Genomic DNA, 20335 nt, shown 5'->3' with positions numbered 1-20335 from the left:
GCGTGCCGGGATCAGCCGGACTTGCGCGCGATCTGCGCGTTGCCTTCGCCCAGGCTCTTGATGATGTTGCTTGTGGCCTGCATGAACATGTTCATGGTCTGGCTGTAGGCGTTCATCCGGGCATTGAGTTCGGTGAGCTTGGAGTCGTCGGCCTGCTTGCCGTCGTTGGACTGCTTGGCGATGCGGTTGGACTCGCTGTCGATGGCCTTGGCCATGTCGACCAGGTTCCCGCCCATCTTGTCGGCGATCTTGCCCATCAGCGTGGCCAGCGCCAGCAGCCAGCCGCCACCCTTGGCGATCTTGGCTTCGGTCGCGAGCTGGTCGATGCTCATCTGCGAGTAGTCGTTCATGGTCGGACGGATGTCGGTCATGTTCTTGTCTCCAGTCGATGCGTGTGTGTGATGATCGGGTGTGCGCCGGCGGGATGTTCCCGCCGCGGCCTAGCCAACGCCACGCGGCGGGGGACCCCTCACCCGCCGTGACTTCGAGCGCATGGCATCCGTCGCCAATGCCGGCGGCGGCCCGCCGAATCCGTTGGACATGGCGGCATCCGCCGCGCCATCGCCGTCATCGAGCAGCACCTGCCGGTTCTGCCGCAGCCACTCCAGCGCCGCGGTCTCGCCCTCGCGCGCCATGCGGCGGCTGAACTCCATCGCGAAGCGCGACTCCTTGCGCTCCAGCGCCGACAGCGCGCCATCGAGCTGGCGAACCAGTGCGTTGGCCTCGTCGTCCGACACCGCGCCCGCCGCGTGCAGCGCGTTCGCGGCGTCCATCCATGCCGCGCGATCGGGTTCTTCGAATGCCGCGCCCGACTCCGCCACGGCCGCCACCGCGTTGGCCAATTCCCGCTGGATCAGCGACCGGTCGCTGTCGTCCAGGGACGGGTCGTCGCCAAGCAGGTCCATGAACTGCCGGAGCAGTTCGTCCGTCTCCGCCTGGACCATGGCCGCATGCCCTGCATCCTGCGAGGCGGCATCTGCGTCGCCCTGCGCCACGGGCGACGCAGATGCCTGCGCCATCAGTCGAGTTGGCGGGCTGGCGGGGCGGCGGAGCGGGCGACGGGCCATCGGGAGTGTGGACTGCTCGGGAGGGAAGTGTGCGGGGACGATTGCAATGTAACGGGACGCCGCGACTGTTCCAGCTGGGGCAGACCCTAGGCCTGTGCCTGCGTGAACGCTGGAATGGTCTGCACCAGTTGGCGCATCTGTTCGCCCTGGCGGCGACCCAGGGCATCGGCGGCCGCCGCCAGCCAGGCGTTTGCCTCCTCCAGCCCGTCACGCTTCGAGCGCTCCCGGAACTCCGCGGCCAGGCGTGTCTTTTCGGCCCGCAGTTCCACCGTCAGTCCGTCGTACTCGCGCAGGATCGCGGCTTCATCGGCGACGCCCAGGCCGCGACGCTCCCGCAACTCGTCCAACATGCCGGTCAACTCTTCACGACTGGCCGGGACGGCCCCCGGCGTGGCCTGCAACTCCGGATTGCCCGCGATCGCCGGCTGGCCAGACAGCCCGGCCGCCTGCATGCCGGCCACGGACTGGTCCACCTGCGCGGTGCTGGTGCCACGGCTGGCCTGGCGCTGGACTGGTCGCTTGCTCATCGAGTCACTCTTGCCTCGACCGGAACCGGGGATGTCCGCGACCGACGCCGTCCCGGCGCCAGCCACTCCCCGGCCTTGATCAGTTGCCGATGCCGCTCAGGAAACCGCTGCTGAAGGCGTTGTCGAAGACCGCATCAAAGCCCGAGTCACCGCTGCTGCCGGACTCGCCAAGCAGGGAGCCGGCGATGCCACCGGCCAGCTGGCCAAGCATCGGATTGCCGGTGTACGCGGTGACCGCGAGGTTGGCGACGCTGGAGACGATGTCGCTGAGGCCGCTGAGGAAGCTCATGGGGGGACTCCTGTCTGTGTCGATGCCGGGGGTCGGAACATCAGGCGCGATGTGCGCAGGAGGAAGTCTGCGGCGATCGTGTCGGTGCCTCCAAGCTGGGGCGTGCCCCACCTCGGGCAAACCCGAGCGTCGCTCAGGCGTCGAAGTGCGGGTCGACCTCGAGCGTGCCGAGGTTCTGCTCGGCGAACCGCCTGGCCAGCGCGGGCGCCGCCTCGCGGATCGCGTCATAGCTGTCGCGCGAACGCACGTCGGCGCGCAGGCGCCAGCCGTCGGCGGTGCGGCTGAGCAGCAGGTCGGTGCCCGGCAGGGTCGCGTCGGACATGCGCAGCAGCACCTGGCCGTCGCCGTCGCCGGCATGGGCCGCATCGACCGCGAGCTGGCGCACGTGGCGCTCCAGCATCTCGGCGAGCGCCTTGCCGCTGGCCATCGGCGGTGCAGCCGCGGCCGGCAGGGTGGCGCCGGCGCCTTCGCGCAGGGCGGACTGGGCCTGCATCATCGCCAGCAGGTCGGCGCCGTCGATGGCGTTCGCACTCATGCCGTGGTGGTCGGTCCCGCCATCGTGCTGACCGCGGCCTTCCAGCGCGCGTAGTGCCGCCTGTTCGTCGGCCCGCAGCGCGGCTGCGGCTGCGGCGTGCTGCCCTGCCCCGGATGCGCCGGGCCGCTGCTCCTGCGGCAGGCGTTCGGGCAGGCCGGCGCGTCCTTCCTGGCGGCCGTGCTGCATCAGCTGGCGAAAGCGGTCGACCTGCTCCTTCGGCGGCGCCTCGCGCGGGCGTTCGGCGGGACGATCCGGCTCGCCCGGACGCGTGGACTCGGCGGGACGATTGGACAGCGACGAGGTATCCGGTCGGTCGATGCTCATGCTGCGCTCCTCAATGGCGGCTGCGGCTGATGTGGGCGGCCTGCACCAGGTCGGCTGCGGCGTCCTCTTCGCGGCGGGCCTCGAGCGCCAACATCTCGCCGCGCCAGACGCCCTTGCGCTTTTCCAGCGCGTCCTCGCGCGCCTTGGCGCGAAAGAATTCCTGCATGGCCGCGGCCAGGGCCTGTTCGGCCTGCTGCAGCTTCTGCTGCGCCTGCTGCAGCCGCAGCTGCGCGGCCTGCTCCTGCTCGCCGAGCCAGTCGATGTGTGCCTCGCGCTGCTCGAGCGCGAGCGGGAAGGGAATGCCCGGCGGCGGCGCTTCCATCATCCGCAGGCGCTGGCCGGCGCGCTCGCGGCGCAACTCGACGATCTCCTGCTCGATGCGCTCGCAGGCCTGGCGGCATTCGCGCACCGCGCGCTGCCTCTCGACGACCACAAGGCGCGCTTTCGCGGTGCGATGGGCGCGCAGCTGCAGCAACTGCTGCAGCGGGTAGCGCGTGCGCGAGGCGGTGCTCATGCGAACAGCTTCTTCAGCGTGTCTGACGACTCCGCAAACGGCACCAGCTCGGCCGAGGACTGCTGCAGCAGCTTGCGGATCGGGCCGATGCGCTCGATCGCGAAGTCAGCGTCCGGATCGCTGCCGCGCTTGTACTCGCCCAGCTGCAGCAGCAGCTCGATGTCCTGATGCTTGGCCAGCGCCTTGCGCAGCTGCCCGGCGGCGCGCAGGTGCGCCTGGTCCACCACCCGCGGCATGGTGCGGCTGAGGCTGGTGAGCACGTCGATCGCCGGGTAGTGGTAGGCGGCCGCGAGCTTGCGCGAGAGCACGATGTGGCCGTCGAGGATCGAGCGCACTTCCTCGACGATCGGATCGCCGCCGTCCTCGTCCTCGGCCAGCACGGTGTAGAAGGCGGTGATGCTGCCGGTCTCGTTGTTGCCCGCGCGCTCGAACAGCCGCGGCAGCGCGCTGAACACCGAGGGCGGGAAGCCGCGTCGCGCCGGCGGCTCGCCGATCGCCAGGCCCACGTCGCGCAGCGCGCGCGCGAAGCGCGTCACCGAATCGAGCAGCAGCAGCACGCGCTTGCCCTGGTCGCGGAAGTATTCGGCGATGGCGGTGCCGACCCAGGCCGCACGACTGCGTTCCAGCGCGGGCCGGTCGGAGGTGGCGACCACGATCACCGACTTCGCCAAGCCGGCCTCGCCCAGGTTGTCGTGGATGAACTCGTTGACCTCGCGGCCGCGTTCGCCGACCAGCACGATCACGTTGATCTCGGCGTCGCCACCGCGCGCGAGCATGCCCAGCAGGGTGCTCTTGCCGCCGCCGGCGACCGCGAAGATGCCGACGCGCTGGCCTTCACCCGCGGTCAGCACGCTGTCGATGGCGCGCACGCCGGTGGAGAACGGCCGCTCGATCAGTTTGCGCGTGAGCGGGTTGGGCGAGGCGGCATAGATCGGCATGTCGACGGCGGGGCCGACCGGCCCACGTTCGTCGATCGGCTCGCCGTGCGCATCGAGGATCCTGCCGAGCAGTCCGGGTCCCGCGCGTATCGATGCCTGGCGGCCGCTGGCGACGATCTGGGTGGTCGCGGAAATCCCGTCCAGCGCGCCCAGCGGCGTGAGCAGGGTGTGCTGCTTGGAGACGCCGACCACTTCGGCGGCCAGGTTGAACGAAGGGTCGCCGTCGCCAGGCGCATTGCGCAGATGGCACAGCTCGCCGATCGAGGCCTTCAATCCAGTGGCACGGATCAACGTGCCGTAGGCCTCGACCACGCGCCCGACGCGCTGGATCGACTTGACCCCGGCCAGCGCGCTCAGCAGCGGATCGAGCGTGTCATCGGGCGCCTGCGCGAGTGGCCCGGGCAGGTTCACCGCTCCGCCGCTCCGCCGACACCGGCCAGTGCGACGCGGATCGCCTCGATCTGCTGGGCCACGCCGGCACGCACCTCGCCCGCTTCGGACACCACCACGCAGCTGAGCGGGTCCAGGCTTTCGTCGTCGACCAGTTCGATCATGCCCACCGCAGGGTGCGCCTGGCGCACCGCGCCGAGGCCTGCCTGCACCGACGTGCGCACGTCCGGGTGCACCCGGATCAGCAGGAACTGCTCGGCCTGCGCGGCCTCCACCGCCTGCATCACCAGCGGCGGCACTACGCTGGCGGCGTCGAAGCCGGGCGCGATCCTGGCCACGATCGCACAGGCCAGTTCGGAAATACGACCGGTCGCCTCGGCAAGCGCGCGCGCGCGCCGCTCGTTCAGCGCGGTCAGCTGTTCGGTCATCTGCTGCTGCGCGCGACGCAGGCCCTCGGCGAATCCTTCGGCCTGCCCGGCTTCGCGCGCCTGCGCAATCCCGGCTTCGACCTCGCCATGCAGGGCGTTGACGCGTTCGAGCAGCACGTCGAGCTCTTCGAGCTTGGCCAGGTGCTGGGGCTTGAGCACGCGCGCCGACAGCGAACGCTCGAACGCACGGCGTTCGAACACCGCGACGGTGCCCGTCGCCTGCGCCTGCGCCGGCCCGGACTGCACCGCAGGCACGACCGGGTCGGCGGTGTCCGGCGTGCGCACGCTAGTCTCCATCCCGGCCCTCGTGGTGCGAGACCACCAGCAGCAGCGCCTTCTCGGGCAAATGCGCCGGCGCGGGAGGTTCATCCGCGTGCAGCAGGCGCGTCCAGTCCGCCAGCGGACGGTTGCGGCGCAGCGCCCAGGCCAGGAGCTCGCCGCGGCCCTGGCGATCGAGCACGTCGCCGAGCAACGCGGCATCGCCCAGGAACCCGGGGTCGGCCAGCAGCGCCTCCCAGCGCGAGGACAGGCGCGCGTGGACGTCGCGATCCACGCGCCCGTCCCAGACCGCGGGATCCAGGGCCAGCAGGTAGCTGTTGCCCAGGGTCCGCCGCAGCCAGCGCACGGGCTCGCGGCGGACCTCGGCGCGGATCATCGGCGCATGCGCCAGCACGCCCAGGTCGCGCACCAGCGCCTGCATGCGCGTGCGCGGCCAGCGCTGCAGGATGCCGGAATGAACGCCGCCACCCGGCGCGGGCGCGAACAGGCCGTCCATGAAAGCCGGCGGCAGTGCACGCAGCAGCAGGCGCCGGCCCAGCGCGCTGGCGCGCGCGCGCGCGGCCAGCTGCGGGTCAAGCGCGGGCTGCACGCTGCCTGCGTGCCAGTCCGGATGCAGTTCGCCGAGCAGTGCCTGCAGCGCCATGTCGCGCCTCAGCCGTTCCAGAGCCTGCCGCCGTCGCCCGCGGACTGCCGCATGCGCCGCTGCCGCAGCTTGCCCCAGCCGGCCCAGACCAGGCCCAGCAGTGCCGCCACGCCCAGGCCGATGCCGATCGAGGTGGCGTTGGCGGCCGACATCGCCGCGGGCGCCGCCTGGCGCTGCGGGACGGCCGGGGCACCGGGCATCAGCACGAACTCGACGGACACCTTGTTGATGTCGTCCAGGCCCTCGATGCCGTCCTTGACCACGGTCTTGATGCGGGTCTGCAGATTTTCGAGGTTGGCGCCGGGCTGCTGGAAGATCACCACGGAAGCCGAGGAATCACCGTCCGCGCCACCCAGCGGATCGCGCCGGGCCAGGGCGATATGCACGCGCGCATCGACCACGCCCGGATAACCGGACAGCGTGCGCGCCAGCTCCTGCTGGCGGCTGCACAGGTAGCGCGCGTTCTCCTCGACGGAAGACGAGGCGATGCCCTCCTTCTTGAACACGTCGCACATCGACAGGTACTGCTGGCTCGGTAGCCCGCGTGCCTGCAGCACCTGCATGGCGTGGGCGAAGTCCGAACGGTCGACCCGGATCTCCCAGCCGGTCTTGCTCAGCGACGTGCGCTTGTTGGCATCGACGTTGGCCGCCAGCAGCGCGGCGAACACTTCGTTGGCCTGCCGCTCCTCGAGATCGCCGTACATCGTGACCTGCGTGCACGCCGCAAGCAGCAGGCAAGCGAGCAGCGCGATCGCCGGGCGCAGCGTCACGCCTGTGCGGGCGCGGAATCGGGAGAGGTCCATCGACGGTGCTCCGGAAAAGTCAGGACTGCTGCCGGAACAGCTGCTGCACACCATCGGAGGTGCGGTTGGCCACGTTGGACGTGAGCTGGGACTGGAACAGGAACTGGTGGCACTGCATGGTCATCTCGAGCATCTGCCCCGGCGTCATCTCGGTCGCGCTGGCCGACATCGCGCGCGACAGGTTCTCGATCTTGGTGGCCGTGCCGTTGAGGCTGTCGAAGGCGTTGACCATCATCTTGGCCGTGGCCGACTCGCCGGGCGGCGCCGTGCTGGTGATGGCGTTGGCGTCGCTGGGCGCAGGCGCGGCACCGCCGGCGCGGTCGAGTGCCTGCGCGAACTCGCGCACGTCCACCGCCGCGGCCTGCGGCTGCAGCGCGGGCGATGCCGCGGGGTTGGCTGTCGCGTCCATCGCCGCGACCTGGATTGCATCGATCATCTGGATTGCTCCCGAGGCGTGCGCCCGTGGGCGCACTTTCGTGCATGTATCGCCATTGCGAACGACCACCGCGGGCCTCGCCCGCATCGGCCGGGTCGCGTCGCGGTTACTGCTTGCGGGCGACCGCGTTCAACGATTCGGCCACGCTGTTCTGCGAGGTGGCCGCATTGTTGGACATGAACTGCATCTTCAGGCTGGCCGCGGTCAGCGCGACCATCTGCGAGGGCTCGTCGGAGCCCGCGCCGATGGCGTCGGACAGCGAGGTGATCTCGCTCGCCTGCGCGTCGAGGGTCTGCCCCCATGCGCGCGACATCGCTTCGTACCAGCTGGTGCCGCTGCTGCCACCGCTGCTGCTGCGCGTGCCGGTCGGGCCGCCGGGGCCGTTGGCAAAGGTCGCCGCGCCGACGTACTGGTTGATGAGGTTGGCGTTGGTCGGGATGGTCATCGTGATGACTCCTTGTGCATGCGAGGCAGGGACCTCGCGGATTCGGGGGAGCGGACCGCGTGCACTTCCGGGACGGTCACGCGCTGGACTGTAGCGGAAAAATGTTGCGTCGAATCGTGACCTAGGGTTTACCGCAGGGGGTGTTCACATCGTGTCTTCGGCGCCCGCCGCGCGCTTGCGGCCAGTGCCCGCCAGCGGTGCCGCCGCCGTCGCGCCCATGCCGGTGGTGGGTTCCGCCTCAGGCGCCTGCGCTGGCGGCGCTTCTTCTTCCACGGGCGCCCTGGGCGCAGGCGAAGGCGTCAGCTTGACCAGCGTGCCGTCGGCCTGGATGACGTGCGCGAACTGGCCGATCGACACCAGCTCGCCCCAGCCCGGTATCGCCGCGCCATCGTGGTAGACGTTGCCCTCGGCATCGATGATGTGCGGCGTCTCGCCGCGGACAATCGAAACGATGTGGGCCTTGTCGCCGTCCATCACTGCGCCCGCATCCGCATCGGCGACCGCGTCGGGTGCCGGCTGGTCGAGGTTGACCGGCTCGACCATGTTGACCCCGGTCTCGATCATGGCGCGCGAGGTGATGAATTCGCGCACCACCTTGTCGTCCTCGCCGAAGCGCCCGCTGACGCGCACGTTGTTGTTGCCCAGGTATTCCGCCCGCACTGCGTAGCCACCGGTGCGCATCACCTCGGCCACGTCGACCGCCAGGTCCTGTCCGCTGCGCAGCGCGACGCTGGCGTCCATTTCTTCGCTGGCGATGCGTGACTGGAAACGCGTGCGCGCGTCGCTGTCGTCAACGGTGCCCGACAGTACGATGCGACCTTCGACGTCGCGGCTGATCACGACGTCTCCGACGTCGAATTCCTGCGCCAGTGCGCGCAGTCGGTGCTCCACGTCGACTTCCGGCGCCGGCGCCGGCATCAGCGCGGCGACGATCGCCAACGCCGACAGCGCGAGCACCGCGATTCCCGCGATCAGCGGCATGCGGTTGGCGAATGCGGGGCGCGGCCTGGCCAGCGGCGCGTCGGCGCCCGGTTCAGGCGCGAGGGTCAGCCACTCGACCGCATCGGCGCGACCGAAGGCGATCGCCGCCTGGCCCAGCGCGATGCGCTGCACCTGGCCGACCTCGACCGGATCGCCCGGATGCAGGGTGCCGCCGGGCAGTTCGACCGGCGCATCGAGCGCACGCAGGTGGAAGCGTCCATCGACGGCGTTGAGCAGCGCGTGATGCGGCGCCACGCCGAGGTCGGCGAGAACCACGTCGCAGTCGTCGCCGCTGCCGATCAGCAACATCTCGCGTCGCGAAAGCGGCCGGGTCGCGCCGGCGTGCAGGCCGGAGACGATCCGCAGCACCGCGGCATCGTCGTCGGTGGCTTCAGGTCTGTCTGTTGTGGGCAAAGACATCGGGTCTGGCTCCTGCGGGCGGGGGATCCCGCGGGATGGTCATGGGTCGGGAGATCGGCGACAGCGGCTCAGGCATTGACCTGGCCCGCCTGCACGATGCGCAGCTCCGGCGCGAGTTCCTGGTAGGAGAGCACCGGCAGATCGAAGAAGTCCACCTCCAGCAGCTTGCGCAGGTGGCGACGTACATCCAGCGAGCACAGCAGCACCGGGTGCACGCCCGGTGCCTGCCGCGCCAGGTGCGCGCGCACCTCGTTGCCCAGGCGCGCGGCCAGCTCCGGCGAGATCGCCAGCTGGCTGGCGCCGCCGGCCACGCGTACCGATTGGCGCAGCTTGTCCTCGAGCTCGGGATGGATCAACAGCACGTGCAGGTTGCGGTCGGCGTCGGACCAGCGCTCGGCGATCTCGCGCTTGAGCGCCACGCGCACGTATTCGGTCAGCAGCACCACGTCCTTCTCGCGGCTGCCCACGTCGGTGATCGCCTCGAACGCATCGCGCAGGTTGCGGATCGGCACGCCTTCCTCGGCAAGCCGGCGCAGCACGTCGGCCACGCGCTGCGGCGCGACCACGCGCAGCATCTCCTTGACCAGGTCGGGATAGTCGCGCTGCATCTTGCCGAACAGGTTGGACGTTTCCTGGATGCCCAGGAAGCTGCCCAGGCGGCGGCGCAACGCGACGTCCAGGTGCAGGGTCAGCACGTCGAGCGGCGCCAGCTTGCCTTCAATGGCGACGCCCTCGTCCCAGCGGCCGGACATGGCGGGAAAGAAGCCCGGCAGCGGTTCGCCGCCCGGTACCTGCGCGACGTAGCCGACGCCGCGCGGCAGGCGGCCGGTGGCGACGCGTGCACCATGCGCGCTGAGCCGGTACTCGGCCTCGGCGAGCGCGGCCGACACGCGCACCACCGGCACCGGCACCGGCACGCCGAACTCGTCGCGCACCCGGCGCGCAGCCTCGGCGGCGCGTGCGCGCGGCGGCTCCTGTCCGATCATCGCGGCCAGCCCCGGCGAGAGCTCCAGCAGCAGCGGCGGCGGCGGCGCGAACTCGTCGGTCTCGATCGGCTTGAGCGCGGCGGTGATCTCCTCGTCGCTGATCCTGAACATGCGCCGCAGGCTTTCGAATTCGTAGCGATAGCGCCAGGCGCTGTAGCCCAGCAGCGCCAGCCCGAGCAGCAGGAACACCGGCCACGGGAAGCCGGGCACCAGGGTCATCAGCATCGCCAGCAGGCCGGTGATCAGCGCCACCCGCGGCTGCGCGGCGACCTGGCGGCTGATCGCGTCGCCAAGGTGGCGGTCCTCGATCTCGCCGGTGGTGCGCGTGACCACCAGGCCCGCGGCCATGGTGGCAAGGATGGCGGGGATCTGCGAGACCAGGCCGTCGCCGATGGTCAGGATGCTGTAGGTGTGCGTGGCCTGGGCCAGCGACATATCCCTCTGCAGCACGCCGATCGCCAGGCCGCCCAGCAGGTTGACCAGGATGATGACGATGCCGCAGATGGCGTCGCCCTTGACGAACTTCATCGCGCCATCGAGCGAGCCGTGCAGCTGGCTCTCGGTCTCCAGCAGGCGCCGCTTGCTCCGCGCCTCGTCCTTGTCGATCAGGCCCGAGCGCAGGTCCGAGTCGATCGACAGCTGCTTGCCCGGCATCGCATCGAGGGTGAAGCGCGCGGCGACCTCGGCCACGCGCTCGGAGCCCTTGGCGATCACGATGAACTGCACCACCGTGATGATCAGGAACACCACCAGGCCCACGACGAGGTTGTTGCCCGCCACCAGTGTGCCGAAGGTCTCGACGATGTGGCCGCCGTCGGCGTGCAGCAGGATCGACTTGGTGATCGCGATCGAGATCGCCAGCCGGAACAGCGTGGTCAGCAGCAGCACGCTGGGGAAGCTGGAGAACGCGACCGGGTTGGGGATGTAGATGCTCAGCAGCAGCAGGCCGAAGCCGATCGAGATGTTCACCGCGACCAGCGCGTCGATCACGAACAGCGGCAGCGGCAGGATCATCACGCTGATGATCAGCACCGCGCCGAAGGCGAGGATCACGTCGCTGTAGCCCAGGCCCGTACGAGGCGCCGCGCCGTCGGGGGCGGCGAACAGGGAACTCAGCCAGCTGCGCACGCTTGTTGTCATCCGTGGCCCTCGGGGGAAAGGGACGATTGCGAACGGCGACGATGCGCGTGTCGTGCCGCGGACACCACGTCGCATCGGGGGCTGCGGCGTGGCGCGGGTCGCGACCGACCCGAGGCGATTGCGCATCCGCGCATCGCGTCGTCCGGGGGGCTACATATATCGTTGCGAAGTTATACGCGAGTCAACAGCAGGTTTCAGTTGATCGGCGCTGCAGGAGTGTGACCGCGAACACGCTGACGCGTCACGGCCGTTTAACCCTGTACCGTTGTAATAGCGTCATCGGCGCCGCCTGCTCCGACAACGCACCGTCGGTTGTGGCGGGGCCGAGGTCGTCACTGTCAAGATGGGTGATCAGGCTCACCGCACCGGCGCTCACGCCAACCGCGAATGCGCGGCCGGCGCGCGAACGCAGCACCACGACGCGTTCGCGCGGCCCGACCGGCAGCACCTGGACCACGGACAGCGGCGCATCCGGTCCTGCGAGGCCAAACCGCCTTCGCAGGATCCGCAGCAGGACAAGCAGGCAGATGATGATGAAGGCCAAGGGCAACAGGATCGCCAGCAGTTCCCAGACGTATGAAGCGCCGGTGGATGCTGGAGCCACCGCGGCCGCAGCCACGGCGGCGCCGGGCCAGGACGCGGCCAGCAGGCAGGGCAGCAATGGCAGGGCGTGGCGTCGGCTCGGCATCATCGGAAGTCTTCCGTTGGAAGGACGGGCGGGCGGTGCGTCCGCGCAGGCCGCATACCCTAGCAGGCGGTCTGCTGCGCGTGCGGGCGTGCACGCCTGCATGCCCGGATCGGCTGCATGAGCGCGGCGCCTGCCGTGCGTCGCCGCGGCGCCGCAGACGCGGCCTCGACCACGCTGGGCACGATCCTCGATGCGGTCCCGTTCGCCTGCGCGGCATTCTCGCGCGCCAACGGCGCACTGGTGGCGGGAAACACAGAGTTTGCCGAGGCGTTTTCCGCGCTGTCCGGCCACCGCGACCGCGCCGGGCTGCTGGCGGCGCTGGGCGCAGCGCGCGCGGACGATGGCGCCGAAGTGCGCGCGCCACACAGCGGCCACTGGTATGCACTGCACTGGCGTCGGCTGGCGCTGGAGAAGGGCGATGTCGACCTGCTCACCGCGGTCGACATCAGCGAGCGCCTGCAGGCGCTGGACACGCACAAGCACCAGCAGGAGAAGCTGCTGTTCACCTCGCGCCTGATGTCGGTGGGCGAGATGGCTGCCACGCTTGCTCACGAGCTCAACCAGCCGCTGGCGGCGATCGTCAATTACCTCAACGGCAGCCTGCGCCTCGTCGGGCAGGCGGGCGGCCCCGCGCAGGTCGAGCGCGCGCTGCTGGCCGCGCGTACCCAGGCCGAGCATGCCGCCGCCGTGATCTCGCGCGTGCGCGAGTTCGTGCGTGCGCGCGAACCCAGGCGCGACGCGCACGAGGTCGGCGTCATCGCCAGCACCGTGCTGGAGCTGCTGCGGCTGGAGGCCGAGCGCCAGCAGCTGTGCATCGACCTGGCGCTGGCGCCCGGCCTGCCTGCGGTCTACGCCGACCGGGTGATGGTCGAGCAGGTGCTGCTCAACCTGGTCAAGAACGCGATCGAGGCCATGCGCGCGATGCCGTCCGGCCAACGCGAGTTGCGCATCGAGGGTCGGGTCAACCTCGACGACGAAGTGGAGGTGCGCGTGCTCGACCGCGGCGGCGGGCTGAGTCCCGCGGAAACCGAGCAGCTGTTCTCGCCCTTCTTCACCACCAAGTCCGACGGCCTGGGCATCGGCCTTGCCATCTGTCGTTCGATCATCGAATACCATGAAGGTCGTTTGTTCTTCGAGGCACGCCCCGGTGGCGGCAGCGTGTTTGCATTCACACTGCCACGCGCGGAAGGGAGACTGTAGGGAATGGCATCCGCGCGGGTGTACCTGGTCGACGACAACGATGGCTTCCGCGATTCGACCGCATGGCTGCTGGAGACCGCCGGCTTCGAGCCGCGTCCGTATGCATCCGCCGCCGCGTTCCTGGCCGCATACGAGGGCGAGCGCCATGGCGCGCACGAGGAGTGCCTGGTCTCGGACATCCGCATGCCGCAGATGAGCGGGCTGCAGCTGCAGGAAGAACTCATCCGCCGCGGCATCCGCCTGCCGCTGGTGTTCGTGACCGCGCACGGCGACGTGCCGCTGGCGGTGGAGGCGATGCGCAAGGGCGCGGCCAACTTCCTTGAAAAGCCCTTCAGCGAGGAGGCGCTGACCCATGCCATCCACGCCGCGTGCGCCAGCCGCCGCGAGCAGGCGCCGGCCCACAGCCCGGCGCTGGAAAAGTTGAGCCCGCGCGAGCGCCAGGTGCTCGACCTGGTGGTCGCCAGCAAGCCCAACAAGATCATCGCCGACATCCTGGGCATCAGCATCAAGACCGTCGAACTGCACCGCGCGAACATGATGGCCAAGCTCGGCGTGCGTTCGCTGCCCGAACTGATGAAGGTGGCACTTGGCCATGGCTGACCCCACTGCAACCAGGCGCAAGGCCGCCGGACCCAAGCGCCGGCAGCCGGCAACGCCCGCTGGCGAAGCTCCGCGGCCGCTGCGGCCGCTGCGCGGCCTGTTGCCCACGCTCTCGACCGCGCAGGCGGCCGCGCTGCGCAGTTTCTTCGCCACGCCGCAGACCTGGAGCCTGTCCAACCACGGCCTGCTGCAGTTCATCCCCGGCCGTCCCGCGCCGGCCGCGCAAACGTTCGAGCTCGATGCCGAGGGCACGCGCCTCGGGCTTGCGCTGCAGGCGCCCACGCACGGCGATGGCGCGCACTGGAGCGACTACCAGGGCCGCTCGCGCGTGCTCGCCTGGAGCCTGGCCAACGAGACGCAGCTGATGCGGCTCAGCGAAGCATTCGGCGTGGTGTTGACGCCCCTGGTCGATGCCGGCGACGCGGCACAGGACGAGGCGTCGCTGCTGTGGCTGGACTTCATCGTCGACGAGGACGCGCCGGAAGGTTCGACCTCGCGCATGCCGGCGCTGCAGGGCGCGCTGCGCGTGCCCGCCTCGTGGATCGAACGCCTGCTCGAGCGCGCCGACCCGCCTGGCGGGGAAGCTGCGCCGCTGGATGGCTGGCGCGAGCTGGGCGTGCCGATCCAACTGCAGTGGCGGATCGCGCCGCTGCCGTGGGCCGACTGGAACGCGCTGCAGCCGGGCGACGTGCTCGTTGCCGGCAGGCGCAGCCAGCCGCCACAGGCGGAGGCCTGCGCACGCGGAATCGCCTGGCCGCTCGCGCCGGCTGCCGACGGTTGGCGGATCAGCGGACCACCCCGGCATCTTCAGACCCATGTACAGGAGATTTCCCCCATGAACGACACCCCCCAGGCCAGCGAAGACGGCGACGCCGACGCACTGGCGCGGCGCCTGCCGGTCGACCTGGCCTTCGAGCTGGGCCGCACCGAACTGCGCGTGGGCGACCTGTCGGCGCTGCAGCCGGGCTATGTGTTCCCGCTGGCGGGCGCACTGGAAGGCGCCAACGTCACCATCCGCGCCAACGGCCAGGCCGTGGGCCAGGGCGAGGTGGTGGCGGTCGGCGACACCCTCGGCGTGCGCCTGCTGGGCTGGAGCTGAGCGGCGCCCGCCGCCCGCCCCCGCCCGTCCGCGTCCAGCAGGAGCGTCCATGGATCTGAGCAGTTACTCCCCCGCCCTCGTCCTCGTCGTCATCGTCGCGCTGGCGCTGGCGCCGTTCGTCGCGGTCATGGTGACCTCGTTCACCAAGATCGTGGTGGTGCTGAGCCTGCTGCGCAATGCGCTGGGCCTGCAGCAGGTGCCGCCGAACGTGGTCATCAACGGCCTTGCGATCGTGCTGTCGATCTACGTGATGTACCCGGTGATCCTGGAGACCTACGACGCGGTGACCGCGCACCAGCAGGGGCGACCGGTGCCGGCCGCGGTACAGAAAATGGTCGACGAGCGCCAGCGCGAGCAGGCCGCGCGCGAACAGGCGCAGGCCCGCCGCATCGCCGCGCGCACCGCGCAGCCGTCGGGCGCCGCCACCGCGCCACCCGCGCTTGCCACGGACGATCCCGCGCCCGCGAGCCCGGCAGCCGCCGACGCGCTTCGCGCCGAGGCCGAGGCGGAGGCGGCCGGCACCGCGGCTGGCGACGAAGGACCTGGGCCGCTGTTCCGCAACGTCGTCACCGGCTCCAGCGCCGATGCCGCGACCGCACAGTCAGCGTCCGCACCCGCGACGACGCAGCCGCCAGCGGCGCCGCTGGCGCCACCGGGCAGCGAGGGCGCGCGCCTGCTGGCGATGTTCGAGGCCGGCAAGGAGCCGCTGCGCGGATTCCTGATCGCGCATTCCAACCCGGCCGAGCGCGCCTTCTTCCTCAGGAGCGCGCAAAGCCTGCTGCCCGAAGAGCGTCGCGGTTCGCTGAGCGCCAACGATTTCATCGTGGTGGTGCCGGCCTTCACCGTGAGCGAGCTGACCACCGCCTTCCAGATCGGCTTCCTGATCTTCCTGCCGTTCCTGATCATCGACCTGGTGGTGGCCAACATCCTGCTGGCGCTGGGCATGATGATGATGTCGCCGACCACCGTGTCGCTGCCGTTCAAGCTGCTGCTGTTCGTGCTGATCGACGGCTGGGCCAAGCTGGTGCACGGCCTGGTGCTGACCTACACGCCCTGAACGGGTCACGCGGACGGAGGCGACAGGACGATGAGTGAAACACTCGAGCTGACCAGGCAGGCGTTGTGGCTGGTGCTGATGCTGTCGGGCCCGCCGATCGCGGCGGCCGCCATCGTGGGCCTGGTGGTGGCCTTCCTGCAGGCGGCGACCCAGATCCAGGAGCAGACCTTTGCCTATGCGCTGAAGTTCGTGGCCATCGTGCTGGCGCTGTTTGTCACCGGCGCGATGATCGGCGGCACGCTGTACACCTACTCGAACCGGATCTTCACCGAGTTCCCGCACCTGACCCGGCGCTGATGGAAGTCTTCGCCTCGGCCGAAACCGCGGTGCTGGCGCTGGGGCTGACCCTGCCGCGCATCATCGGCGCGTTCATCATGCTGCCGCTGATCAGCCCGCAGAACATGCCGGCGATGGTGCGCAACAGCTTCCTGGTCAGCCTGGCGATCGTGGCCCTGCCGATCGTGGTCGCCACCGCGCCGACCGGCACGATGAGCACGCTGTCGTGGCCGGCGCTGGTGGTCAAGGAGCTGTTCATCGGCATCGCCATCGGCTTCTGCTTCGGCATCGTGTTCTGGGCGATCTCGGCGGCCGGCAACGTCATCGACACCCAGGTCGGCATGAGCATGGCGATGGTGTTCGATCCGATCCAGGGGCACCAGACTTCGCTGCACGCCGACTTCCTGTCGCAGTTCTCGGCCTGGGTGTTCATGGCCAGCGGCGCGTTCCTGATCTTCCTGGACCTGCTGCTGGGCAGCTACGCGATCTGGCCGCCGACCTCGTTCTACCCCGACCTCGCGGCCTCGGGCATGAACCTGTTCGTCGGCCACTTCGGCTACTTCATGACCACGATGCTGGTGCTGGCCGCGCCGGTGATGGTGATCCTGCTGATCGTCGACCTGTCGTTCGGCCTGGTGAACCGCTACGCGCCGCAGCTCAACGTGTTCGCGCTGACCCTGCCGCTCAAGGCATGGGCGGCGACCGGCATCATCCTGCTGCTGCTCGGGGTCTACATCGAGATTCTGGTGCAGCGCCTGCACGACAGCCAGGGGCTGTTGCTGCTGCTGCGCAGGGCATTTGGCGGCTGAGGCGATGCGCCGGGCCGCGCTGGGCTCAGCGCTCGCGCCGCAGCGCCTCGGCGCGCTGCAGGATCGCCGGCGGCGCAGCCTCCTCGGGAGTCGCGAAGATGCGCAGGCGCCGCAGCCGGTCGCCAAGGCTTCTGGACGAGGTCAGCGCCACCACCGGGATCGAAAGCAGCATGCCGGCGATGACCGGCACCATCCACGCGGCCAGCCCGGGCGATACCAGCCACGCGACCACGGCCGCGCCGGCGCCGAACACGGTCAGCCCGCCGTAGCGTGCGAGCAGCCCCGACAGCGGCAGGCTGCCATCGTCCCGGCGCTGCGCGTCCCAGCCCGAGTCCTTGCCGGCCAACACCTCGGCCACGCCGCGCGACTGCAGGTACATCGTCACCGGCGCCATCAGCGCGGCAAGCACGGTCTCCAGCAGCGCGCCCGCCGCCAGCCGCAGGCCGCCGCCAAAGGCGCGGCGCGAGGTGCCATCCAGCAGCGCCGCGACCACGGCCAGCAGCTTGGGCCCGAACAACAGGGCCATGGTCAGGCCGAACACCCACAGGAAGCGCTCGGGATCGGCGCCCTGCCAATAGGCCAGCGGCGCATAGCCTTCCTCGATGCCCGCCTGCAGCGGGATCGACAGGCCGACCAGCATCAGCATCGCCCACATCGGCGCGGTGAAGTAGTGGCCGATGCCCATCATCAGGTGCAGCCGGCTGACCGGATGCAGGCCGCGCGCGGGCAGCACCAGCGAGTGCTGCAGGTTGCCCTGGCACCAGCGGCGGTCGCGCACCAGCATGTCGGTCAGCGACGGCGGGCCTTCCTCGTAGCTGCCGCCCAGGCCCGGCTCCATGTGCAGCGCCCAGCCGCCGCGGCGCATCAGCGCGGCCTCGACGAAGTCGTGGCTGAGCACGTTGCCGCCGAACGGCTCGCGGCCCTCCAGCGCGGGCAGGCCGGCGCAGGCGGCGAAGGCGCGCGTGCGGATCATCGCGTTGTGGCCCCAGTAGTTGCTCTCCGCGCCGTGCCACCAGGCCACGCCATGCGCGATCACCGGCCCGTACACGCGTCCGGAAAATTGCTGCATGCGCGCGAAGATGGTGCTGCCGTTGACCACCAGCGGCAGGGTCTGGACCAGGGCCACGTCCGGGTTGCGCTCCATCGCCGCGGCCAGGCGCACGATGGTGGCGCCTTCCATCAGGCTGTCGGCGTCGAGGATCAGCATGCTCGCGAAGGCGCCGCCGAAACGGCGCACCCAGCCTGCGATGTTGCCGGCCTTGCGCTCGGCGTTGTCGTCGCGGCGGCGGTAATAGATCCCGACCTCGTTGGCGAAGCGTTCGCGCAGGCGCAGGAAGGCCCGCTCCTCGTCAGCGGCGACCTCGGGCCGGCGCGTATCGCTGAGGATGAATACATCGAAGCAGGCGCCCTGCCCCGTGGCGACCACCGACTCCAGGATCGCCTGCACGCCGGCAAAGGTGCGGTGCGGATCCTCGTTGTAGACCGGCACCAGCAGCGCAGTGCGCGTCGACAGCCACGGCAGCGGCCCATCGCTCGACAATCCCAGCCGCAGTGGCTGGTTGCGCAGCACGCGCACGAAGCCGGGCACCGCGCTGGCGAAGGACAGCGCGATCCAGGCGAACAGCGGCACGAACAGCGCCAGCAGCACGCCCTCGAGCACCGAGATCCCGTTGCCGCGCAGCAGCCACCACATCTGGTAGGCCGCCACCAGGCTCAGCAGTGCGGTACCGCCAAATACCGCCGAGCGCCGCAGCGCCATGCGCGGCGGCGAGCTGGGCGGCTTCGAGCCCGCCAGGCGGCCACGGCGCAGGTCCTGCACCGGCATCTCCAGCGGCGCCTCGGGCGGCAGCCAAGGCGTGGCGCCGACCGGCGCGTCGACCGGCAGGGCTGCGGACGAGCTCATGCCGGCCACCGCGACAGCCAGGTCTCGGACAGCGGCGTGCCGTCGGCATCAAGCAGCCGCGCGCGCAGTTCGATTACCTCAGCCGTCCCCGGCAGCAGTTCGAAACTCATGCGCCAGCGGCCGTTGGCCGCGAGGCGATAGGCAACCGGATTGCGCAGCTCGCCGGCCGACGCATGCGCCTCGACCCTGGGCGCGGCATCGGCCGGCAGGCTGGACAGGCGCCCGCCGTCGAGGTCGATCACGAACATTCGCGGCGGCACGCCAGCATCGGCATCGCCCTGCCCGCTGCGCGTCTCGACCACGCGCGCCAGCTGCGGCAGCCAGGCGTGGTCTGCGCACCAGTGCAGCCGATAGGCGAAGCGATGCTCGCGGCCGGCGGCGAGCGGCGCGCGCGGGCGCCAGAAGGCGACGATGTTGTCGGCGAACTCGTTGCCCGTGGGCAACTCGACCAGGTGCACCTCGCCCGGCCCCCACTCGCCCAGCGGCTCGACCCAGGCGCTGGGCCGCTTCTCGTAGCTGGCCTCGGCGTCCTGGTAGGCATCGAAACTGCGCTTGCGCTGCATCAGCCCGAACCCGCGCGGATTGTCATCGGCAAACCCGCTGTGCGCGACCTGCGGGGGATTGCGCAGCGGCCGCCAGATCTGCTCGCCCGCGCCGTTGAGGATCGCCAGGCCGTCGGAATCGTGCACCGCGGGCCGGAAGTCGTCGACGCCCACGCGATCACCGGCGTCGAACTCGAACATGGCGGTCAGCGGTGCGATCCCGGCATTGCGCAGCTCGACGCGCGGATACAGGCGCGCGTCGACCTCCATCGTGGTCTGCGTGCCCTCGGGCCGGATGGTGAAGCGGTAGGCGCCGGCCACGCTGGGGCTGTCGAGCAGCGCATGCACGACCACGGCGTCGGCATCGGTCGCGGGACGTTCCAGCCAGAACTCGCGGAACAGCGGGAACTCCTCGGGCCCGGGGTCGCCGCTGCCCAGCGCCAGCCCGCGCGCCGACAGCCCGTACACCAGCCCCTGCGCCACGGCGCGGAAGTAGCTGGCGCCCAGGAACACGCACAGTTCGTCGAAATGGTCGGGGCTGTTGAGCGGCGCATGCAGGCGGAAGCCGGCGTGGCCCAGCGCCGCGTCGTCCGGCGGCGGCACCTGCGGACCGAAGTCGTACAGCTCGCGCCGGTACGGCAGCGGCGTCGCGCGCCCGTCCGCGACCAGATGCATTTCGACGCGGTCCTTGAACAGGAAGCCGCGGTGGAACAGCTGCACCTGGAAGGGCAGCCCCTCGTCGCGCCACAGCGCGCGTTCGGGACGGAAGCGGTAGTCGCGGTACTGGTCGTAGGCGATGGCGTCCAGCTGGGCCGGAAGCACACGCACGGGCGGCACGAAGGCGCGCGAGGCCAACTCGCGCGCCAGTGCCGCTACGGTGTCACGATCGAAGGGCGCCGAGGCAGCAGGCGTCGCTGCCAGCGCCTGGCGCAGGGGCAGGCACAGCAGCAGCGGCAGCGACGTGGCGGCCGCAATCAGTTGACGGCGATGCAAGGGCAGCCCTTGGGCGAGGATGG

The 20335-nt window shown here is 70.5% G+C and carries 23 protein-coding genes; 6 read left to right on the top strand and 17 right to left on the bottom strand.

Going from position 1 to position 20335, the window contains the following annotated elements; all coding sequences use genetic code 11:
* Positions 1-11: 11 nt before the first annotated feature.
* From ACW5DW_RS02230 to ACW5DW_RS02160, 15 genes are all read right to left on the bottom strand, one after another.
* Entirely contained in the window at positions 12-371 is a 360-nt protein-coding gene (locus ACW5DW_RS02230) for a hypothetical protein (RefSeq protein WP_457017099.1), read from the bottom strand.
* Between the two features lie 69 nt (positions 372-440).
* Positions 441-1019, bottom strand: coding sequence for a hypothetical protein (locus ACW5DW_RS02225; RefSeq protein ID WP_457017098.1), 579 nt, complete (start codon positions 1017-1019; stop codon positions 441-443).
* A gap of 134 nt (positions 1020-1153) precedes the next feature.
* Positions 1154-1594, bottom strand: coding sequence for a hypothetical protein (locus ACW5DW_RS02220; protein WP_457017096.1), 441 nt, complete (start codon positions 1592-1594; stop codon positions 1154-1156).
* Positions 1595-1673: 79 nt separating this feature from the next.
* The gene (locus tag ACW5DW_RS02215; protein WP_457017095.1) at positions 1674-1883 is read right to left on the bottom strand and encodes a hypothetical protein; all 210 of its coding nucleotides are present in this window, start codon (positions 1881-1883) and stop codon (positions 1674-1676) included.
* A 133-nt stretch (positions 1884-2016) separates the two neighbouring features.
* Positions 2017-2742 (bottom strand): type III secretion HpaP family protein, encoded by a 726-nt coding sequence (locus ACW5DW_RS02210; RefSeq protein WP_457017093.1) that lies wholly within the window; start codon positions 2740-2742, stop codon positions 2017-2019.
* 10 nt (positions 2743-2752) lie between these two features.
* Positions 2753-3256: a hypothetical protein gene (locus ACW5DW_RS02205; RefSeq protein WP_457017091.1), complete on the bottom strand. Its 504-nt coding sequence runs from the start codon at positions 3254-3256 to the stop codon at positions 2753-2755.
* Complete coding sequence (locus tag ACW5DW_RS02200) at positions 3253-4599, bottom strand: FliI/YscN family ATPase (protein ID WP_457018378.1); 1347 nt, start codon at positions 4597-4599, stop codon at positions 3253-3255. The genes ACW5DW_RS02205 and ACW5DW_RS02200 overlap by 4 nt, the downstream gene beginning before the upstream one ends.
* 2 nt (positions 4600-4601) lie before the next feature.
* On the bottom strand, positions 4602-5297 hold the full coding sequence (locus tag ACW5DW_RS02195) for a FliH/SctL family protein (RefSeq protein ID WP_457017089.1): 696 nt from the start codon (positions 5295-5297) through the stop codon (positions 4602-4604).
* 1 nt (position 5298) lies between these two features.
* Positions 5299-5934: a hypothetical protein gene (locus ACW5DW_RS02190; RefSeq protein WP_457017087.1), complete on the bottom strand. Its 636-nt coding sequence runs from the start codon at positions 5932-5934 to the stop codon at positions 5299-5301.
* 8 nt (positions 5935-5942) lie between these two features.
* Positions 5943-6737 carry a type III secretion system inner membrane ring lipoprotein SctJ gene (gene sctJ, locus ACW5DW_RS02185; RefSeq protein ID WP_457017085.1) on the bottom strand — a complete coding sequence of 265 codons (795 nt, stop codon included), beginning with the start codon at positions 6735-6737 and terminating at the stop codon, positions 5943-5945.
* Between the two features lie 19 nt (positions 6738-6756).
* The gene (locus ACW5DW_RS02180) at positions 6757-7173 is read right to left on the bottom strand and encodes a hypothetical protein (protein WP_457017084.1); all 417 of its coding nucleotides are present in this window, start codon (positions 7171-7173) and stop codon (positions 6757-6759) included.
* 106 nt (positions 7174-7279) lie between these two features.
* Positions 7280-7618, bottom strand: a complete 339-nt coding sequence (locus ACW5DW_RS02175) for a hypothetical protein (protein WP_457017082.1) — start codon at positions 7616-7618, stop codon at positions 7280-7282.
* A gap of 144 nt (positions 7619-7762) precedes the next feature.
* The gene (locus ACW5DW_RS02170; RefSeq protein WP_457017081.1) at positions 7763-9019 is read right to left on the bottom strand and encodes an FHA domain-containing protein; all 1257 of its coding nucleotides are present in this window, start codon (positions 9017-9019) and stop codon (positions 7763-7765) included.
* 68 nt (positions 9020-9087) lie between these two features.
* Positions 9088-11133: an FHIPEP family type III secretion protein gene (locus tag ACW5DW_RS02165; RefSeq protein WP_457017080.1), complete on the bottom strand. Its 2046-nt coding sequence runs from the start codon at positions 11131-11133 to the stop codon at positions 9088-9090.
* A gap of 253 nt (positions 11134-11386) precedes the next feature.
* On the bottom strand, positions 11387-11833 hold the full coding sequence (locus ACW5DW_RS02160; RefSeq protein ID WP_457017079.1) for a flagellar biosynthetic protein FliO: 447 nt from the start codon (positions 11831-11833) through the stop codon (positions 11387-11389).
* A 117-nt stretch (positions 11834-11950) separates the two neighbouring features.
* On the opposite strand from ACW5DW_RS02160, the gene ACW5DW_RS02155 reads away from it, so the two are divergent.
* Genes ACW5DW_RS02155 through sctT form a run of 6 tightly spaced genes read left to right on the top strand, consistent with a single transcriptional unit; the run spans position 11951 to position 16874 of the window.
* Positions 11951-13033 (top strand): sensor histidine kinase, encoded by a 1083-nt coding sequence (locus ACW5DW_RS02155; protein WP_457017078.1) that lies wholly within the window; start codon positions 11951-11953, stop codon positions 13031-13033.
* Between the two features lie 3 nt (positions 13034-13036).
* The gene (locus ACW5DW_RS02150; RefSeq protein WP_457017076.1) at positions 13037-13633 is read left to right on the top strand and encodes a response regulator transcription factor; all 597 of its coding nucleotides are present in this window, start codon (positions 13037-13039) and stop codon (positions 13631-13633) included.
* On the top strand, positions 13626-14732 hold the full coding sequence (gene sctQ, locus ACW5DW_RS02145) for a type III secretion system cytoplasmic ring protein SctQ (RefSeq protein ID WP_457017074.1): 1107 nt from the start codon (positions 13626-13628) through the stop codon (positions 14730-14732). The genes ACW5DW_RS02150 and sctQ overlap by 8 nt, the downstream gene beginning before the upstream one ends.
* 49 nt (positions 14733-14781) lie before the next feature.
* Positions 14782-15789: a hypothetical protein gene (locus tag ACW5DW_RS02140; protein WP_457017072.1), complete on the top strand. Its 1008-nt coding sequence runs from the start codon at positions 14782-14784 to the stop codon at positions 15787-15789.
* A gap of 30 nt (positions 15790-15819) precedes the next feature.
* The gene (gene sctS / locus ACW5DW_RS02135; RefSeq protein WP_457017070.1) at positions 15820-16086 is read left to right on the top strand and encodes a type III secretion system export apparatus subunit SctS; all 267 of its coding nucleotides are present in this window, start codon (positions 15820-15822) and stop codon (positions 16084-16086) included.
* Complete coding sequence (sctT, locus tag ACW5DW_RS02130) at positions 16086-16874, top strand: type III secretion system export apparatus subunit SctT (protein ID WP_457017068.1); 789 nt, start codon at positions 16086-16088, stop codon at positions 16872-16874. Before sctS ends, sctT begins: the two co-directional genes overlap by 1 nt.
* 25 nt (positions 16875-16899) lie before the next feature.
* On the opposite strand, the gene mdoH is transcribed toward sctT, so the two are convergent.
* A complete protein-coding gene (mdoH, locus tag ACW5DW_RS02125) occupies positions 16900-18777 on the bottom strand; it encodes a glucans biosynthesis glucosyltransferase MdoH (RefSeq protein ID WP_457017067.1) in 1878 nt (625 codons plus the stop codon).
* The gene (locus ACW5DW_RS02120; protein WP_457017065.1) at positions 18774-20312 is read right to left on the bottom strand and encodes a glucan biosynthesis protein; all 1539 of its coding nucleotides are present in this window, start codon (positions 20310-20312) and stop codon (positions 18774-18776) included. Before ACW5DW_RS02120 ends, mdoH begins: the two co-directional genes overlap by 4 nt.
* Positions 20313-20335 lie beyond the last annotated feature (23 nt).

The sequence above is a fragment of the Luteimonas sp. A482 genome, from assembly GCF_054072655.1.
Note: the sequence above shows the minus strand (reverse complement) of the source record. Positions and strands in the feature narration are given on the sequence as shown.